Here is a 15,034-nt window from a genome sequence, read left to right on the forward strand (position 1 = left end):
ATTCAATGAATGATGAAAAAGGAATCAAAAGAAAATCTACAACTATTTAGTGCAGTGGGTATGCTGATGGTCGGTACAGGATTAGCAATTGCTGGTTTTCTGGCCGATCCGGTAGGGGAAATACACGACAGTGTTCTATGGATATTTGCGCAATGTCTGATTTATGCTGGGTCTATCTTTGGTGTCGGCATATATATAAATGGAAAGTTTAATCACTTGCAGAATAAATTATTAAATAAGGAGGAACAGAAATGAAAGTATTGATTGATAATGGCCACGGCGAGAATACGCCGGGCAAGTGCTCACCGGATAAACAACTGATGGAATGGGCATACACAAGAGAGATTGCCGATATGGTAGCAATGGGATTGCGCAGGTTGGGAGTTGATGTAGACCGCATTGTTAGGGAGAATATAGATGTTTCTTTGTCTGAACGATGTCGGCGAGCTAATGAAATCTATAAAGAGACAGGTAAGAAGGCGATTCTTGTTTCTATTCATTGCAATGCTGCCGGCAGTGGTGCTGCTTGGATGGGAGCAAAGGGTTGGAGTGTTTTTGTGAGTAATAATGCTTCGGAAAACAGTAAGCGTCTGGCTACATGCTTAGGCAATGCAGCATCATCTCAAGGAGTTGCCATTCGTAGACAGACACCAAATCTTATGTACTGGGCACAGAACCTTGCCATGTGCCGAGACACTAATTGTCCGGCAGTGCTGACAGAGAACTTCTTCCAAGACAACAAAGAGGATGTAGAGTATCTTTTGTCTTCAGTCGGTAAGAAGACGGTAGCACAAATTCATATTGACGGGATTATGGAGTATTTGAAAAGTGGTACATCATGAAAAAGTACCTGATTATTGCAATAGTATTTATTGTACTGTTTGGAGGAGTTGGTGCCTTGGTTCAGCAGAACCGGAAGTTGCGAGCAGAACGTGACCGACAGTTTGCGAATGTGGAAACGCTTATGGACACTGTCAAGCAGTACAAAGTGCGTGATAGTTTGAATGTTGCTTCAGTAGGCAGTCTTCGATTGACTGTCGATGAACTGAAAAAGTACCGGACAGAAGATGCCAAACTTATCAAAGAACTAAAGCTGCGACCAAAGGATGTAGAGTATATTGCTAATACGACGATAGAAACCAAAGATAGTCTTATATACAAGATTGATACAGTTGGGTGTTTTCATTATTTGGATAAGTGGCTGAGAGTGGATGCCTGCATCAATGACAGTTTAATGCTGATTGAAAGCCGGGATAGTATTACACAAATCGTTCATGCTATTTATAAACATAAATTTTTGTGGTGGCGTTGGAAGGTGGTTGGTTTCCGTCAGGAAGTAATGAACTTCAATCCACGATCGAAGATTAAGTATAGTGAGATCGTGAAAATCGGAAATAAATGATACATTTGTCAAATAAGAGTTTCTTCATATTTAGTTATGGAGAAAAAGGAATGCCCTGAGTCGTGAGATTCGGGGCTTTCTGTATCCTTTTTTAGCTTCAGCTAAACAAATCTAACTTGCTGATAATAAAGGAGTAACTGCTGCGATGTCCGTACTTATAGTGTTATCTTAGCTGTATAATAATAAAATAAACAACGTTATGACAGTAGAAGAATTAATCATTGAATTACAGGGAATGAATCCCGAAGCAGAAGTTTATATTGCATATCAGCCCAAGTTTCCATTAGAAAAGAAAGCCGGTGAAGAATTGGCACAAAGTGAAGATGGCAATAGAGTTTATATAGCCACTTGTTTATATGGAAATGACTATTTACCACAAGATATTGTGGACCAACTCAACTGGTAATTGTTTTTTGAAGGTCCGGAACCATACATTCTGGACCTTTTTCTATCCTTTTTTAGCTTCAGCTAAACAAAGCTAACTGCTTGATAATAAAGGAGTAATTGCTACGACGTCCGCACTTATAGTGTTATCTTAGCTGTATAATAATAAAGGATAAAGCATTATGAACGAGCAGATTACCAACATTCTTAACCAAAGAATAACGAAGACAAGCAAGATACAGCAATTGCTTCTTTTAGGCTTAACTCGCCGCCAGGTTGCCGACCTGGTAACCAACGGAAACTACGGTTTTGTTCAAAACGTCTACAAGCGGATGATTGAAGCCGGAACCTTCCAGCCTGGCAACCAAGTAGTACCAAATAACCTTCCGGAGATTGATTATACTTTCAACCGTCGCTTCGGAGTTGAGATTGAAGCCTATAACTGCACCCGCGAACGCCTCGCTCGAGAACTTAGGGAAGCCGGCATAAGCGTAGCAGTCGAGGGATACAACCACGATACCCGCAATCATTGGAAACTGGTAACAGACGGCAGCCTTTCGGGATCGAATACTTTTGAACTTGTAAGCCCGATACTTGAGGGAGAGGCTGGCCTTCGGGAGCTACAGAAAGTTTGCTGGGTGCTTGACTATTGCGAGATAAAGGTAAACGACTCCTGCGGGCTTCACATCCATATGGACGCTGCCAACTTTACCCTTAGCACCTGGAAGAACCTTATACTTACCTACCGGAGAGTTGAACGTATAATTGACGCTTTTATGCCTCCATCTCGACGCAATAACCACTATTGCAGAGGGCTACAATCCATAACAGAACAGCGGATTCAGGATGCCGGCAGCCTTAGAGATTTACAGAACGCTTTCGGAGGTGACCGCTACCACAAACTGAACCTTGAGTCCTACTCACGCCACCGCACGGTTGAGTTTCGCCAGCATGGAGGTACGACAAATTTCATAAAAATGGAAAATTGGATACGCTTTATCGCCAACATGATTACCTTTGCTCAGCAGACCAATATCGCAACCGGAACGGCCTTGGCAAATTTGCCTTTCCTGACCGGCGATCAAAAAACGTATTTCAAACTTAGAACAAAAAAACTTAGCAGATAATGAATAAGACCTACACATTGCAGGACGGCGGTACAATTACCGCCACCTGCGCCACCGATTTTGTTACCAAACTCCGTCAGAGTAGCCGTTTTGACTCCGAGTGTACCGACCAGGAGTATATGTATCATTTTGCCGATCGATACCATGACCAGTCTGGGAACACCGTACGTGCTGATTCTTCCGAGCACTTTTTATCCGATTTGCTTCAGGCTGGATTTATTTCAGAAATAGATTAAAAAAAAGTTCCAGAAAACTTGTGTAATAACCAAAAGGTTATTATCTTTGTGGTGTCAGAAAGAATCGCGATCTTTAAATGACTGATGAAGAAGAGCTAAAGGCTCGGATTGAAGCTGCAAAGAAAGATCTTAGCTTCTTTTCCCTCAACTCTGACGCAATCCTCGCAGAAGGATTTGCGACAGAGGAGGAGCTTGAGGAAAGTATCAATGAAACCTTAGATGATTTAATTGATGCAAGAAACAAGCTGAATGAAAGGTAACCCTCGAAAGGGGGTTACTCTTTCATTTCACTTTTAAAATATTAGGTCGTATGGATGTACAAAAGGAATTAGAGAAATGGAAAGCGGACTATCTGGTTGCTGATACACCAGAAAAACGTGCTGATCATCAGAAGCGTTTCAAAGCCTTCGTCAGTGCTTTGTCTCCGGAAGATAAAAAGGCTTTTGCAGCAGCTTTCCAAGCTGGAGCAAAGCAAGCTATTGCCGAAGCTGAAGATGTAATTAAAATCGTTTCTGTAAAGAAGGAACTGGAGAAAGTGCAGGACTTTGTTTCAATATCCTACATTGCAAAACATTATTTTGGAAAAACGCGCCAGTGGCTGTACCAACGCATCAATGGCAATATGGTGAATGGAAAGCCGGTCGGATTTACTTCCGATGAATTGAACACATTATCCTCGGCTCTTTCAGAACTTGGAGCCAGGCTGAACGATACTTCTCGGTCGATCGCGAGACCTTGATGACAGTGGGAGAAGGTATTCTAATATCTTCTTTCAAAAGCAAAGGAGCTTTCACGAGTTGGAAGCTCCTTTTTTGTATGTGATTCTTTTTAGTGTAGTTTTTATACTGTAAGATGAATTAATGCTTAACTTTGGAGTCGATTATTGTTTTATTATCAAGATGTAGGAAGATGGAAACACCTGTGATTTTAGAAAAGAGGAGGCAAGCTATTATGGATGAGATAGCAAAGGAAGTTATACCTCGATACGTGTATAAATATATGAGTTGTCGTTCTATTTTTCAAGTATTAGCGAATGATTCAATTAAGTTTAGTAATAGTACGGATTTTAATGACCCTTTTGATGGTAAAGCTTATATTGAATATGATTTTCCAGATGATTGGATTATAGATTATTTTAAATTACATAGCTTGTCTGACTCGCAGAAGGAAATAGTGATAAATAAGAAAAGATCAGATAGTGATGAAATGCAAAAGTTATCAGATTATTTTTTTAGAAAGTGTGATCGTAGTATAGCTATTTCTTGTTTTTCCAAAACTGGTGATAACGTACCAATGTGGGCTCATTACTCTGATAATAATAGAGGGGTATGTCTCAAGTTTGATATAACGAAAGATGTAAAATTCTTTCATAGTGTATATCCAGTTGATTATCAAGAAAAAAGTGTTTCTTATCGCTTTTCAGCAGCCGAGGATCATATTCTAAAACAATACACAACGAAGGGCAAGTGTTGGGAATCTGAACAAGAAATTAGGGTTATTAAAAGTCATACTCAAGCGGGGCTTATTAAGTTTAATAAAGCCTCATTAATTGAAATAGCTTTCGGCTGTTGTTGTACAGAAGAAAATAAAAAGTCCCTAAAACAACGTTTAAGACAATATAAATATGAGAATGTAAAATTGAGCTCTGTTGTGATTGCTAAAGATTATCAGCTTAATTGGGTAGATGAAAGATAACTGAACGTAGTGTATAGAGAAAAGTTAGTTTCTATGGTTGATGCTCTCAATTATATGTCTCAGTTTGGGTGGCGATTTGAGCAAGCATACGTGGTAACAGAGAATTCCAGTGTGTCCAAACAAAATGTTTATCATTACTTGTTAAATAAGGAACTCGGTGGAGATACTGAGATGGATTCTGGTATATATACTCGTAGAGATTTTAAAGATGATCAATCTAAAAAGGAAAAAAAACGCAAAGAAAGGGTGAGAGATGAAAAAGGAAGTGACGACCTTTACTACTAATTGCTTGTTTATGATATGGTTGAAAACAAAATTTTAAATATAACATCGGATGATGTACTCAAACAAACCGATATAACAATATTATTGGATTGGAGAAGAACCTTACTTCAGGCTGCAAGGGAAATGAAGGATCGGTTGCGTGTTTTGCACGCAGATTTAGATAAAAACCACTCAGAAGAATTGAAGTCAAAATACATCAGAACCTCTGATGCTCGGAGTTACAATCTTGCTTTTGTTGATATCATAAATCAGCAAATACGCCAGATTAGGGGGACAATAATTAAAAAAGATATTCCAACTAAGTATAAGGCTAAGGAGTATATAAAATATCTAAAGACTTTCCGGACACTTGTGAAAGAAAGTATTGACGAAGAATTGTTTCAGTCTTTGGATAATCAAGCAAAAGAACTATCTAATTGGAATGATATGGAAAAATAGTCATATTCTTTTTGCCTTTTCAGATATTATTCCCATATTGCATTGCCCAATAAAAGTTTTGTTTAGGTCTTCTGCCAGCGTGTAATCTGCATTTAATCAGATTCTGGAGTAACTTCCAGTGGGCGCACGCTGGCAGAGGATTTTTAATTATCTCATACTATGGATTTTAAAGACAGTATTAAGCAACTATCTGATAGAGTTTTAAAACTCAAAGATAGTATACAAACAGAAGAAGCTACTAAAAATGCATTTATTATGCCTTTTATAAATGCACTTGGTTACGATGTGTTTAACCCTTTGGAAGTCGTTCCTGAAATGACTTGTGATATTGCGATGAAGAAAGGTGAGAAGATTGATTATGCTGTTATGAAGGATGGAACGCCAATATTGCTGATTGAATGTAAGCATTGGGCACAAGATCTTAGCTTGCATGATAATCAATTGATTCGATACTTTAATGTTTCAGAAGCAAAGTTTGGACTATTGACAAATGGTATAATCTACCGTTTTTATACCGATTTAATAGAACCTAATAAGATGGATAGTAAACCTTTCCTTGAGGTTGATATAACAGACATAAAGGATGCTCAGATTGAAGAATTGAAGAAGTTTCACAAATCTTATTTTGACGTAGAAAATGTATTAAGTTCTGCCAGTGAGTTGAAGTATACTGGGGAACTGAAAGCTATTATTGCGAATGAATTTGCGAATCCATCTGCTGATTTTGTAAAATTCTTCGCAAAGCAGGTTTATGATGGAATGATCACGTCTAAACTGCTTGAACAGTTTACTATGCTTACAAAAAAGTCAATAAGTACTTATATTAATGATCTTATATCCGACCGTTTAAAATCTGCTCTTAAAACTGAGGTAGCTCAAGAACAGCAAGAAATGCATTCTGAGACTGAGCCATCTACGGTGGAGAGCAAAGATGACAAAATAGTTACTACAGAAGAAGAAATAGAAAGTTATTTAGTAGTTAAATCTATTCTGCGACCTTTAGTTGATATATCAAGGATCGTTTATAGAGATGCACAAACGTACTTCGCTATCTTGTTGGATGATAACAACCGAAAACCTATTTGCCGTATGTATTTTAATGGTATCTCAAAAAAATATATCTCTACGTTTGATGAAAATAAAAAAGAGACTAAACATGAAATCACTTCGTTAAATGATATATATAATTTCTCTAAAGAATTGGCAGATATTATTAATGTATATGATGGAAAATGAATTTCTTGAGCGGGGTTTAAAAAACTCCGCTTTTCTTTTTGTATTCTCAAATATTCTTTCCATATTTGCAGTGCTAAACAATCAGTGATGATTAATCACCAAGGGCGGTGTAAGACGCTCAACGAATAACGATGGGCTTTTTTTATGCCCGGATTTAAATATTGGCGGCTGCCTTTCCCCTGTAATTTTGCTCTTGGAGTAATCTTACTGATTGTTTAGCGACACGGGAGATGGCAGCCGTTTCTGCGTCTCGATGGTTGAGCGGTTCTCAGCTAAAATGCTAAACAATCAGTAAGGATGAAAACAAAAAAGCAATCCGGCAAAGTTCCGGTATCTAAACTCCAAACGTTCTTAAGTGAGCTTTCAGGTATGCTATCTCAAGAAGGTAGCGAGTTTTTCGTTAACCGTTCCAATGACGGTACCACCTCCATCCGCCTCGCTCGAGGTCAGTATTTAACCATTTCCATGCAGAAAGGAGGTCAGTCATGATGTACTTTACAAACAGTCTTTCCACCATCTCACCTAAAAACCGGGCTTGGAAGAAACTCGTTGACTGGATCCGGCGGTTCGAACACGTTCTTATCCTGGATGAATGTTCTCTCGATGCCTTGAAAATGGAAATTGAAGCTAAGGTAAATGAAATTAATGCTGAACATCCTAAACTTAAACCAATCATTTTCAGTGGTGATAACAGTAAGATTTCCGGTTGCATCTCTGCGAGGGTAATGTCGTGTGGATGTCCTGATACTGTATTTAATCTCAATTATTGCGTCGTAAAAAGCACATACGCATTTTCAGAAGATAATTCTAAGGAGACCATTTTACTTGATAGTCTGAAAGGAGGTCAATCATGACTTCAGGCAAGGAATTAGCTGTCGATAAGATTGAAACCTATCGGATCAATGGTAAATCTGAATCATTTTTAATCAAAATTGATGGAAACGAAATTGTAGCGTTCAATCGTGAAGAATCTGAAGAAGTGGTATTTCTATTACAGGGTGCACTTAAAAAAGAAAAGGAGGCTGACCATGAACACTAATGTTGATGGAGCAATTATAACTCCCGAAGCCATTCAAACCATTAAGTTTCTTCAGCAAGAAAACTATGTTGATGAAACAGTGAAGCAAATTAACGAGGTTATAGATATCGTCATCGCCGAAGATATTCCAGCCGTTTTAGATTCAGATAAGGATTGTCTCCGTATTGTACGTAACCTTCGTTATCTTGCACAACATATATCATCTTTTAAAAAACCTATTAATCATGGATAATCAAGAACAGAAAATCACCAATATCAGCATCTATATTGCTGGATTGCAAGCAACCTATCGTCCTGCTCCAGACGCTCGTCATACCACCCATTGGTTCTCTACCGATGAAGTTTATACCGCTATCAAACGTCTGGATCCATCTGCCGATATTACGAAGGAGCAACTCTTCCAGGCAATGACTGCTGCCGGCTTTAAGTTCCAAAACCGTCCGGGGGCATCCGGATGCGATTTTCGCTGGATGCTTCAGGAACGTAGTAATAAATAGAAGAAGCCTGGGAACTACCATCGTTTGAGTTCTGTTACACAAAAGATTAGCCGGTCGGTAGTTCCCGGCTTTTTTGTGTCCTTTCCTTCCTTGCATTCCCTTCCTACATTCGCTGAAAAATAACTTCAGCGCACTATGATTACTGACGATTTAATCAGAAAACGTTTTATTCGTGACACCATTTCCAAAGGTATAAACCAAATTTACGCCATTCAGGAAAATGTTGTCCAGGCCAACCTGAAAACTCAATCCGGACAGCTCAAAGCACATCTCAGCCGACGGCCTTTTAGTTTTACTGAGTCCGATTCCAGGGAAGAGTTTTTCATTCGTATCTTCCCATACCTTCGTTTCCTTGATATTAATTATCGTCGTGGTTCCGATCGTATCTCTCGTCACATTCGCAGTAACCTGGCTCTCTACAATCGTGCTATCTGGGGAGTTCTTTATCACGAGACTTTTCCGCAACTCCGATACGGTTTCAATGACGAGATCCGGAGCTCTATCCGCCAGGAACTGGAGCAGGCACTTCAATATGAAACATCTAACAGTTAATTCCCATGGCTAAGAAACATTTATCAGAAGACGAAATAAAATATATTGTATCAGCTGATTCGTCGACAGCTCAAAAAGAAATTCATGCGTTAACCCAAGAAACAAAGGAACTCAAAAAGGAAGAACGGGAGCGTCGGAAAACGATGGTTGAACTTGAAGCTCAAGGGAAAAAGAACACTGATGAATATCGTCGTTTAAAGAAGGAAGTTAAGTCTTACACCGAACAGATTTCTAAGAATAATGATAAAATTAGTCGGCTCACTCGGCAAATTGATGTCAATGCTATGTCAATGCGTCAATTAAAGAAAATAGCTAAGGAACTCACCGCTGAACTTGAAGATATGTCTGAGGCCGCTAATCCGGAAGCTTATGCGGAACTAAGCAATCAGCTTGGTTCAGTTCGACGGCGCATGGATGATCTCAAAAATAAAGGTAAAAATATTAGCTCGGAGTTCGGTTCGGCCGGATCTATGCTTTCTAAGTGGAAAATGGCAATAAAGGGCTTTATTGCTGTAAAACTCGTGGGATATCTTGTTCAACTGAATTCTGCAGTTTACAGTACTCGTAAAGAGTTTGCAAAATATGAAGCGGTCCTACGTAATACTTTTCAATCACAAGAGAAGGCTGCCCGGTCGATGAAGATGTTACAGCAATTGGCTGCCGATACTCCTGCTTCTTTAAAAGAATGGACTGAGGCTTATATCAAACTTGTTAATCGTGGTATCAAACCTACCAATGACGAACTCACTAACATGGGGGATCTTGCTGCATCTCAAGGTAAAAGCGTGGATCAGTTAATTGAAGCTATTCTTGACGCTATGACCGGTGAAAACGAACGGCTGAAAGAGTTTGGCATAAAAGCAGCCAAAAGTGGTGAAACTACTAAGTTCACTTTTCGTGGGGTGACTACAGAGGTGAAAAATTCAGAGCAGGCTATTAAGGACTACTTGCTTTCATTGGGACAATTAGAAGGTGTGGCCGGTTCCATGGCCGTACAAATGCAAGAGCTGGAGGGCTTGCAGTCTAATTTTGGTGATACGGTGGATTCTATTCTTAACCGGATCGGTAAAAAGCTGGAACCTTTCTATAAGGGACTTTTACGTAGGGGAATTGATTTCTTCTCTACGATTGATAAACTATTTACTTCGCATACAGAGGTATATGAAAATCATTTGGATCAGTTAGTCAAGTTGGAATCCACTGTACCACAATTGATGCTCCGTTATGAGGATTTGCGTTCAAAGACAGATCTAAATAATGCAGAACAAAAGGAGTTGGCTAATATTATATCTCAAATAACATCTTTAATTCCAGGGGCGGCGTCTGCTTTTGACGACTATGGTCATGCAATTGCTCTTTCCGGAGATAAGGTAGACGAGTTCCTTAAGAAGCAGAAGGCTTTGTTACTGTTCGAAAATAAGAAAGCTATTTCTGAATTAGAGAAGCAAAAAGAAGATTATAAGAGAATATATGAAGATTTGCAGAAGCAGCATGCTCAAGGTGGGAAGACTGTTTTGCAAAGCAATGGTATGTTTGGTGGCTATACATCTTACATTGATAAAAGTGTTGAAACAGTAGCGCAGATAGACGCTGATTTGGAAAAGTACGGTGATCTTATTTTAGGAGTTGAAGAAAAACTGAAAAAAATAAATGGGCAAACTTTGGAAGATGCTGTTCAACAACAAAAAGATATGGCAGACGCTAAGCAGCGCTTTACGAAAATGAATAAATCCATGCTGTCAGCCTGGCTCAAAGACGAAAAGAATGCCGCCGACCAATATAGGGAAATAGCCCAAGAGGTTTACGATGCCCGCTTTCCTAAAGTCAATGTTACAGAAGACAAGTCAGATCCGAACGCAGTCGCCCTCAAGAACCTCGAGTCAACTCACAATGCTGAAATCAACCAGATCCGGTTAGCCGGTCAAGAGAAGCAACAGGCAGAAAGTGAAATTAACCTGGCCATATTAAAATCAGATCAGGAATACTACGAGAAGCGTATCGCAGTTCTCGAAAAATTTAAAAAGAACGAGAAGAAGTCTTCTAAACAGGCTGAATACCAGAACCAGATCGTTACTGCCAAATCTAAACTGTTGGATATCGAGGTTAATATGGAGAAGCAGGCCATTGCTTCTATTGAGAAACTCCGCTCTGATGATCTAACCAGGGAAAAAGAGACTACTGATGCTTACAAGCTCTATTATACCAAAGCTCTGTCCGAGAAGAAGCTGTCGAAAGAGCAATATGATATGCTTATATCTTCTCTCGATGTTGCCAGTACTGAAACCCGGTTAGCTATCGAGCAGCGTTATCTCAGCGATGTCAATGACCTGGAACTGAAGAATGGCCAACTCAAAGCCGATGCTGTCAAGAAGGCAAATGAAGCGGTGATGACCGCTGATCAGAATGCTGCCAATGCTCGTGCAGCTCAACAACAGAAACTTGATGACCTGGTTAAAGACTTCAAGTCTCAGTTTAAGCTGACCACTGTTGACGAGGACTTTGAAGCTCAGAAAAAAGTGCTTGATGCCACTTACCAGGCTCGTAAGGAGATGGCCGAAAAGAACCACCTTGATACTACAGAACTTGATAAGTCTTACTATCGGGCTTCGGAACAACTGGAAATGGATCACCAGGTACGTATCCAGGCAATTCGTGATCAGTATGGCATTTCCACTCAGCAGGAGCGTTTCGATGCCGAACTTGCCCAATTGAAGAGTGCCCACGAACAGGGTTATCTGGAAGAAGAAGAATATCAGAAGGCTATTCAGAATCTGAAGCGTGATTCATTTAAGAAACAATTCGACTACTACTACAATCTCTTCTCCGGGGCGGTCCAGGCACTTCAGCAAGCAGAAATGGATAATGTCGATGCTCAGTACGATGCTGAAATCGAAGCAGCTCAGGGCAATTCAAAGGAAGTGGAGCGTCTCGAGAAAGAGAAAGCTCAGAAGAAGCTCGACATCCAGAAGAAGTATGCCGATATCAACTTTGCTATTAAAGTCTCTCAGATCATTGCGGATACCTCGGTCTCTATAATGAAAGCCTTTGCCGATCTTGGTCCCATTGCCGGTGCGATAGCTGCTGCCCTGATGGGGGTTACCGGTGCAGCTCAGATAGCATCTGCCAATGCCGAACGTCAGAAGGTTAAGAACATGACCTTATCCGGATCCTCTTCCTCCAGTAAGGGTGGAGCTCGCGTTGCAACTGGTCGCCAGGAAGGTGGTAAAATTGATGTCCGTCGTGCCCAGGATGGTAAACTCTTTCCGGGTGCTGATTACGATCCTGATGCCCGAGGCTTCATAGATCGTCCCACGGTAATAGTAGGAGAGGGACCGGTCGGTCAGTCTCGGGAGTGGGTGGCAAGTAATGCTGCAGTCGAGAATCCCACGGTTGCTCCTATACTCAATCTACTCGATCAGGCCCAGCAAGCCGGTACTATCCGTACACTTGATCTTAATCAGGTGATTCGGGCACGGATGGCCGGTTGCTCCTCGGGTGGATCTGTCGATAAGTCGCTTTCGGTTCCTCCTGATAACTCTAATCCGGATATTGGTGTTACCCTTCCACCTGAATTAATGCGGAGATTGGCCATGGCTGTTATCTCAATTGAAGAAAATGGAGTGTCTGCTCCAATTGTTCTTTCCGAGATTGATAAGAAGCGGGCGCTTCTTGAACGCTCTCGTTCCATTGGTTCAAAAAACGATTAACTTTTAGAATATGAAAATTATTAATACGGCCTCTGGTCTGGCCTATCAGCTAACTTCTGGTACACAACTTAAAGTTGAACGTCCTAATCTGTTCTTTAATGAGTATGGTGAGCAGACATTTCCTTTAGATTTACCGGATACAGATCTTAACCGTAAACTTACCGGTTACTCTGACATGCTTGCCAATCGCAAGAAACCTTTTGCTAACATTCAGGCGACTATTCAGGATGGAGAGTATTTTATGCCTTGTAGACAGGCTATTTTAGGTGCTCAACGAAAAAAGAGTATATCCACCTCCTTTTACATGAACGAGGGATCCTTTCTGTCCAGGATATCGAAGACTTCTTTGGCAGAAGTGTTTGGAACTGAGACAATACCAGGGGTATCGACTGTCACTCAAGGGATTTCATTTTGTAAGTCACTACTTGATAACTCTAATCCGCATTTTGCTATTTTTCCTATCTTGGTTGAACTCGATGGGCAGCGTCGATTTTGTAACCGGATGAACTACATGGATGTAAATGGAAAAGTAGTGACTTCTACATCCGGAGTTTTGGGCTTTTATAATGAATTTCCACGTTCTGAGACAGTTAATAACAGTCCTGTTAAGTTGGAACCGGGTTATTATATGACTCCTTTTATTCGTTCCTCTTATCTTCTTCAGCGCATCATGTCGTATTTTGGGTATACTCTCCAAGAGAATTTTTTCACTCGAACTGAGCCGTTCAAAGATATGGTCTTTGTAAATAATACGATTGATTCTTTGGTGAATGGTTCAATCTTGCTTGCTCACTTAGTTCCTGATTGTCTGTGTAGTACAATTCTGAATGTGTATCGAAAGAAGTTTTGCTGTGAATTTGTATCGGATGAATCGAATATGACAGTAAGTATTGAACTCTTTAATGAAATCATGTCCTCCAAAGCAGAGTACGATCTTAGTTCTATGCTTACGGCGTATCCAATAGTTGATGTACCTGAGTATAAACAGATAAAACTCTCTTCTGAGAAGGTCATTCAGGATGGAGACTCATTTGATTCTATAATTGATTTGAAGGCTAAGTATCCGGAAGCATTTTATGATCCGGATGATGGCGCTTTTTACAGATGGGGATATGACAGTACTGATAGAATTCTGCAGAAGGTTGCATCTGCTACGATCCCTTATTACATCGGAGGTAGTTTAAAGACTAAAGAAATTACTTGTCCGGATTGTGCCTATTCTATTGTTTACGGTGCATATGATGATATTACTGCTCAGGACTATCGTAGGGGAGTGGAGCGTGGTACTTTGGCACCCTATATTGGAGACGGGCGCTGTCTGAATTCTACACTAAGACTTCCTGCTGCCAACGATGAAGGAGAGCCTCAAACTCCTATTACGACATCAGATGACGGACAAGCACCTATTCTCGTATTTGTTTGTAAGGATGGAGAATCTTGTAAGGGGACAAATCATACCAATAATGGTAAATGGAAATATTCCTTATTGTATCCTGGACCTGATGGAATATTTGAACGCTTTTATAGGACATTGGATGATTTACTACGTAATTCGTTGATGCCTGTTAAGGCGGAACTTCTTTTATCTGATTCTCTGAAAAATCGTATAAATGCTCATCATAAAGTTCTCCTTCAGGGGCAGGAACTTCTTGTCAATAAGCTCTGCTATCATTTGGGAGGGGATAATGCTCCGGTAGAGTCCGAGTTTCTTACTACACACTTATATGAGCCTGTCCAAAGTGCTGTTTCTGAGTCAGATATTCTTGTTGAGAATAAGACGTATAAATGGAAGATTCTTCGTTCGACTACGATTATTACAGAGCAGGAGTATAATGATTCTCCTGTTCAAATTGGACAGTTCGATCCTCGGGGAGCATCCCCTCTTCCTGCTATTTATCCAATGCCGCCAACTGAGGTGCAATATAATCAAGGAGGTAATTATTATCATCGGGAATATGCACACTATTACGTAGAGCGAGGTTCGAATTCTAAAGTATATTATAAAGTTGACTGGTATCTTACTCCTGTATTATATTCAACTCCTGACTCGGATCATTCTCGTCCGACTTGAGAATTTTTTGTCCTTTTCATTTTTGTTTCTCACTCTTATTTTTGTTACATAAAATATTTGCTATGACGATTCTTCAACAACCTGATGTGCTTTCTTTGAGTGGTAATATTGCTCCGTTTCGTATAAATTCAGCAAGCCCGGTCTTATTTACGTTAAGACAAGGCTCTGAGGAGATATTATCACATCGTTATGCTCCTGGACAGGATGGGTATATTACTATTGATATTCGTGATATTGTTCATGCCCGTCTTTCTTTCTTGCTTCAAGAGTCTTCAACGGTTTATGTCCAACCTTCTTTAGCGGCCACCTTTACAGCTGTTATTGATGGTACAGAGGTCAATTTTCGTGTTGTTCGTGCTGGAGTC

20 protein-coding genes are annotated in these 15,034 nt (G+C 40.1%); all 20 read left to right on the forward strand.

Translation table 11 applies throughout. The features are described from left to right. Positions 1-9 precede the first annotated feature (9 nt). The 20 genes from KO473_RS21205 (at position 10) to KO473_RS21300 (ending at position 14,669) form a co-directional block, all read left to right on the forward strand. The gene (locus KO473_RS21205; protein ID WP_216035161.1) at positions 10-255 is read left to right on the forward strand and encodes a hypothetical protein; all 246 of its coding nucleotides are present in this window, start codon (positions 10-12) and stop codon (positions 253-255) included. Beyond that, positions 252-842 (forward strand): N-acetylmuramoyl-L-alanine amidase, encoded by a 591-nt coding sequence (locus KO473_RS21210; RefSeq protein ID WP_216035162.1) that lies wholly within the window; start codon positions 252-254, stop codon positions 840-842. Before KO473_RS21205 ends, KO473_RS21210 begins: the two co-directional genes overlap by 4 nt. Next, positions 839-1,402: a DUF6549 family protein gene (locus tag KO473_RS21215; protein ID WP_216035163.1), complete on the forward strand. Its 564-nt coding sequence runs from the start codon at positions 839-841 to the stop codon at positions 1,400-1,402. Before KO473_RS21210 ends, KO473_RS21215 begins: the two co-directional genes overlap by 4 nt. Positions 1,403-1,601: 199 nt before the next feature. After that, on the forward strand, positions 1,602-1,808 hold the full coding sequence (locus tag KO473_RS21220; RefSeq protein ID WP_005811004.1) for a hypothetical protein: 207 nt from the start codon (positions 1,602-1,604) through the stop codon (positions 1,806-1,808). Positions 1,809-1,968: 160 nt separating this feature from the next. Then, positions 1,969-2,913, forward strand: coding sequence for an amidoligase family protein (locus KO473_RS21225; RefSeq protein ID WP_216035164.1), 945 nt, complete (start codon positions 1,969-1,971; stop codon positions 2,911-2,913). Beyond that, positions 2,913-3,149 carry a hypothetical protein gene (locus tag KO473_RS21230; protein ID WP_216035165.1) on the forward strand — a complete coding sequence of 79 codons (237 nt, stop codon included), beginning with the start codon at positions 2,913-2,915 and terminating at the stop codon, positions 3,147-3,149. Before KO473_RS21225 ends, KO473_RS21230 begins: the two co-directional genes overlap by 1 nt. A 77-nt stretch (positions 3,150-3,226) precedes the next feature. Continuing rightward, entirely contained in the window at positions 3,227-3,409 is a 183-nt protein-coding gene (locus tag KO473_RS21235) for a diguanylate cyclase (protein ID WP_216035166.1), read from the forward strand. Between the two features lie 50 nt (positions 3,410-3,459). Then, entirely contained in the window at positions 3,460-3,888 is a 429-nt protein-coding gene (locus KO473_RS21240; RefSeq protein WP_216035167.1) for a DUF5053 domain-containing protein, read from the forward strand. Positions 3,889-4,058: 170 nt separating this feature from the next. Then, positions 4,059-4,844 (forward strand): DUF2971 domain-containing protein, encoded by a 786-nt coding sequence (locus tag KO473_RS21245; RefSeq protein WP_216035168.1) that lies wholly within the window; start codon positions 4,059-4,061, stop codon positions 4,842-4,844. A gap of 33 nt (positions 4,845-4,877) precedes the next feature. Then, positions 4,878-5,129: a hypothetical protein gene (locus KO473_RS21250; RefSeq protein WP_252733293.1), complete on the forward strand. Its 252-nt coding sequence runs from the start codon at positions 4,878-4,880 to the stop codon at positions 5,127-5,129. A gap of 15 nt (positions 5,130-5,144) precedes the next feature. Then, positions 5,145-5,567: a hypothetical protein gene (locus KO473_RS21255; RefSeq protein ID WP_216035169.1), complete on the forward strand. Its 423-nt coding sequence runs from the start codon at positions 5,145-5,147 to the stop codon at positions 5,565-5,567. A gap of 159 nt (positions 5,568-5,726) precedes the next feature. Next, on the forward strand, positions 5,727-6,803 hold the full coding sequence (locus KO473_RS21260) for a type I restriction endonuclease (RefSeq protein WP_122200477.1): 1,077 nt from the start codon (positions 5,727-5,729) through the stop codon (positions 6,801-6,803). A gap of 297 nt (positions 6,804-7,100) precedes the next feature. Beyond that, entirely contained in the window at positions 7,101-7,292 is a 192-nt protein-coding gene (locus KO473_RS21265; RefSeq protein ID WP_122200476.1) for a hypothetical protein, read from the forward strand. Then, a complete protein-coding gene (locus KO473_RS21270) occupies positions 7,289-7,657 on the forward strand; it encodes a hypothetical protein (protein WP_216035170.1) in 369 nt (122 codons plus the stop codon). The genes KO473_RS21265 and KO473_RS21270 overlap by 4 nt, the downstream gene beginning before the upstream one ends. Then, positions 7,654-7,842, forward strand: coding sequence for a hypothetical protein (locus KO473_RS21275; RefSeq protein ID WP_216035171.1), 189 nt, complete (start codon positions 7,654-7,656; stop codon positions 7,840-7,842). Before KO473_RS21270 ends, KO473_RS21275 begins: the two co-directional genes overlap by 4 nt. Continuing rightward, complete coding sequence (locus tag KO473_RS21280; RefSeq protein WP_216035172.1) at positions 7,832-8,074, forward strand: hypothetical protein; 243 nt, start codon at positions 7,832-7,834, stop codon at positions 8,072-8,074. The genes KO473_RS21275 and KO473_RS21280 overlap by 11 nt, the downstream gene beginning before the upstream one ends. After that, a complete protein-coding gene (locus tag KO473_RS21285; protein ID WP_216035173.1) occupies positions 8,067-8,339 on the forward strand; it encodes a 5-formyltetrahydrofolate cyclo-ligase in 273 nt (90 codons plus the stop codon). The genes KO473_RS21280 and KO473_RS21285 overlap by 8 nt, the downstream gene beginning before the upstream one ends. Before the next feature lie 135 nt (positions 8,340-8,474). Continuing rightward, complete coding sequence (locus tag KO473_RS21290) at positions 8,475-8,891, forward strand: hypothetical protein (RefSeq protein WP_216035174.1); 417 nt, start codon at positions 8,475-8,477, stop codon at positions 8,889-8,891. A 5-nt stretch (positions 8,892-8,896) separates the two neighbouring features. Further along, the gene (locus tag KO473_RS21295; protein ID WP_216035175.1) at positions 8,897-12,598 is read left to right on the forward strand and encodes a hypothetical protein; all 3,702 of its coding nucleotides are present in this window, start codon (positions 8,897-8,899) and stop codon (positions 12,596-12,598) included. A 10-nt stretch (positions 12,599-12,608) separates the two neighbouring features. Further along, on the forward strand, positions 12,609-14,669 hold the full coding sequence (locus KO473_RS21300; RefSeq protein ID WP_216035176.1) for a hypothetical protein: 2,061 nt from the start codon (positions 12,609-12,611) through the stop codon (positions 14,667-14,669). Positions 14,670-15,034: the final 365 nt, after the last annotated feature.

Source organism: Bacteroides sp. HF-4919, from assembly GCF_018860125.1.

Excerpts from the sequence above, each read along its gene's own strand:
- KO473_RS21215 (WP_216035163.1), top strand. The coding sequence starts at position 839 with ATGAAAAAGTACCTGATTATTGCAATAGTATTTATTGTACTGTTTGGA.
- KO473_RS21245 (WP_216035168.1), top strand. The coding sequence starts at position 4,059 with ATGGAAACACCTGTGATTTTAGAAAAGAGGAGGCAAGCTATTATGGAT.
- KO473_RS21280 (WP_216035172.1), top strand. The coding sequence starts at position 7,832 with ATGAACACTAATGTTGATGGAGCAATTATAACTCCCGAAGCCATTCAA.
- KO473_RS21295 (WP_216035175.1), top strand. The coding sequence starts at position 8,897 with ATGGCTAAGAAACATTTATCAGAAGACGAAATAAAATATATTGTATCA.
- KO473_RS21265 (WP_122200476.1), top strand. The coding sequence starts at position 7,101 with ATGAAAACAAAAAAGCAATCCGGCAAAGTTCCGGTATCTAAACTCCAA.
- KO473_RS21240 (WP_216035167.1), top strand. The coding sequence starts at position 3,460 with ATGGATGTACAAAAGGAATTAGAGAAATGGAAAGCGGACTATCTGGTT.
- KO473_RS21250 (WP_252733293.1), top strand. The coding sequence starts at position 4,878 with ATGGTTGATGCTCTCAATTATATGTCTCAGTTTGGGTGGCGATTTGAG.
- KO473_RS21270 (WP_216035170.1), top strand. The coding sequence starts at position 7,289 with ATGATGTACTTTACAAACAGTCTTTCCACCATCTCACCTAAAAACCGG.
- KO473_RS21255 (WP_216035169.1), top strand. The coding sequence starts at position 5,145 with ATGGTTGAAAACAAAATTTTAAATATAACATCGGATGATGTACTCAAA.
- KO473_RS21300 (WP_216035176.1), top strand. The coding sequence starts at position 12,609 with ATGAAAATTATTAATACGGCCTCTGGTCTGGCCTATCAGCTAACTTCT.
- KO473_RS21230 (WP_216035165.1), top strand. The coding sequence starts at position 2,913 with ATGAATAAGACCTACACATTGCAGGACGGCGGTACAATTACCGCCACC.
- KO473_RS21290 (WP_216035174.1), top strand. The coding sequence starts at position 8,475 with ATGATTACTGACGATTTAATCAGAAAACGTTTTATTCGTGACACCATT.
- KO473_RS21235 (WP_216035166.1), top strand. The coding sequence starts at position 3,227 with ATGACTGATGAAGAAGAGCTAAAGGCTCGGATTGAAGCTGCAAAGAAA.
- KO473_RS21220 (WP_005811004.1), top strand. The coding sequence starts at position 1,602 with ATGACAGTAGAAGAATTAATCATTGAATTACAGGGAATGAATCCCGAA.
- KO473_RS21225 (WP_216035164.1), top strand. The coding sequence starts at position 1,969 with ATGAACGAGCAGATTACCAACATTCTTAACCAAAGAATAACGAAGACA.
- KO473_RS21285 (WP_216035173.1), top strand. The coding sequence starts at position 8,067 with ATGGATAATCAAGAACAGAAAATCACCAATATCAGCATCTATATTGCT.
- KO473_RS21260 (WP_122200477.1), top strand. The coding sequence starts at position 5,727 with ATGGATTTTAAAGACAGTATTAAGCAACTATCTGATAGAGTTTTAAAA.
- KO473_RS21210 (WP_216035162.1), top strand. The coding sequence starts at position 252 with ATGAAAGTATTGATTGATAATGGCCACGGCGAGAATACGCCGGGCAAG.
- KO473_RS21205 (WP_216035161.1), top strand. The coding sequence starts at position 10 with ATGATGAAAAAGGAATCAAAAGAAAATCTACAACTATTTAGTGCAGTG.
- KO473_RS21275 (WP_216035171.1), top strand. The coding sequence starts at position 7,654 with ATGACTTCAGGCAAGGAATTAGCTGTCGATAAGATTGAAACCTATCGG.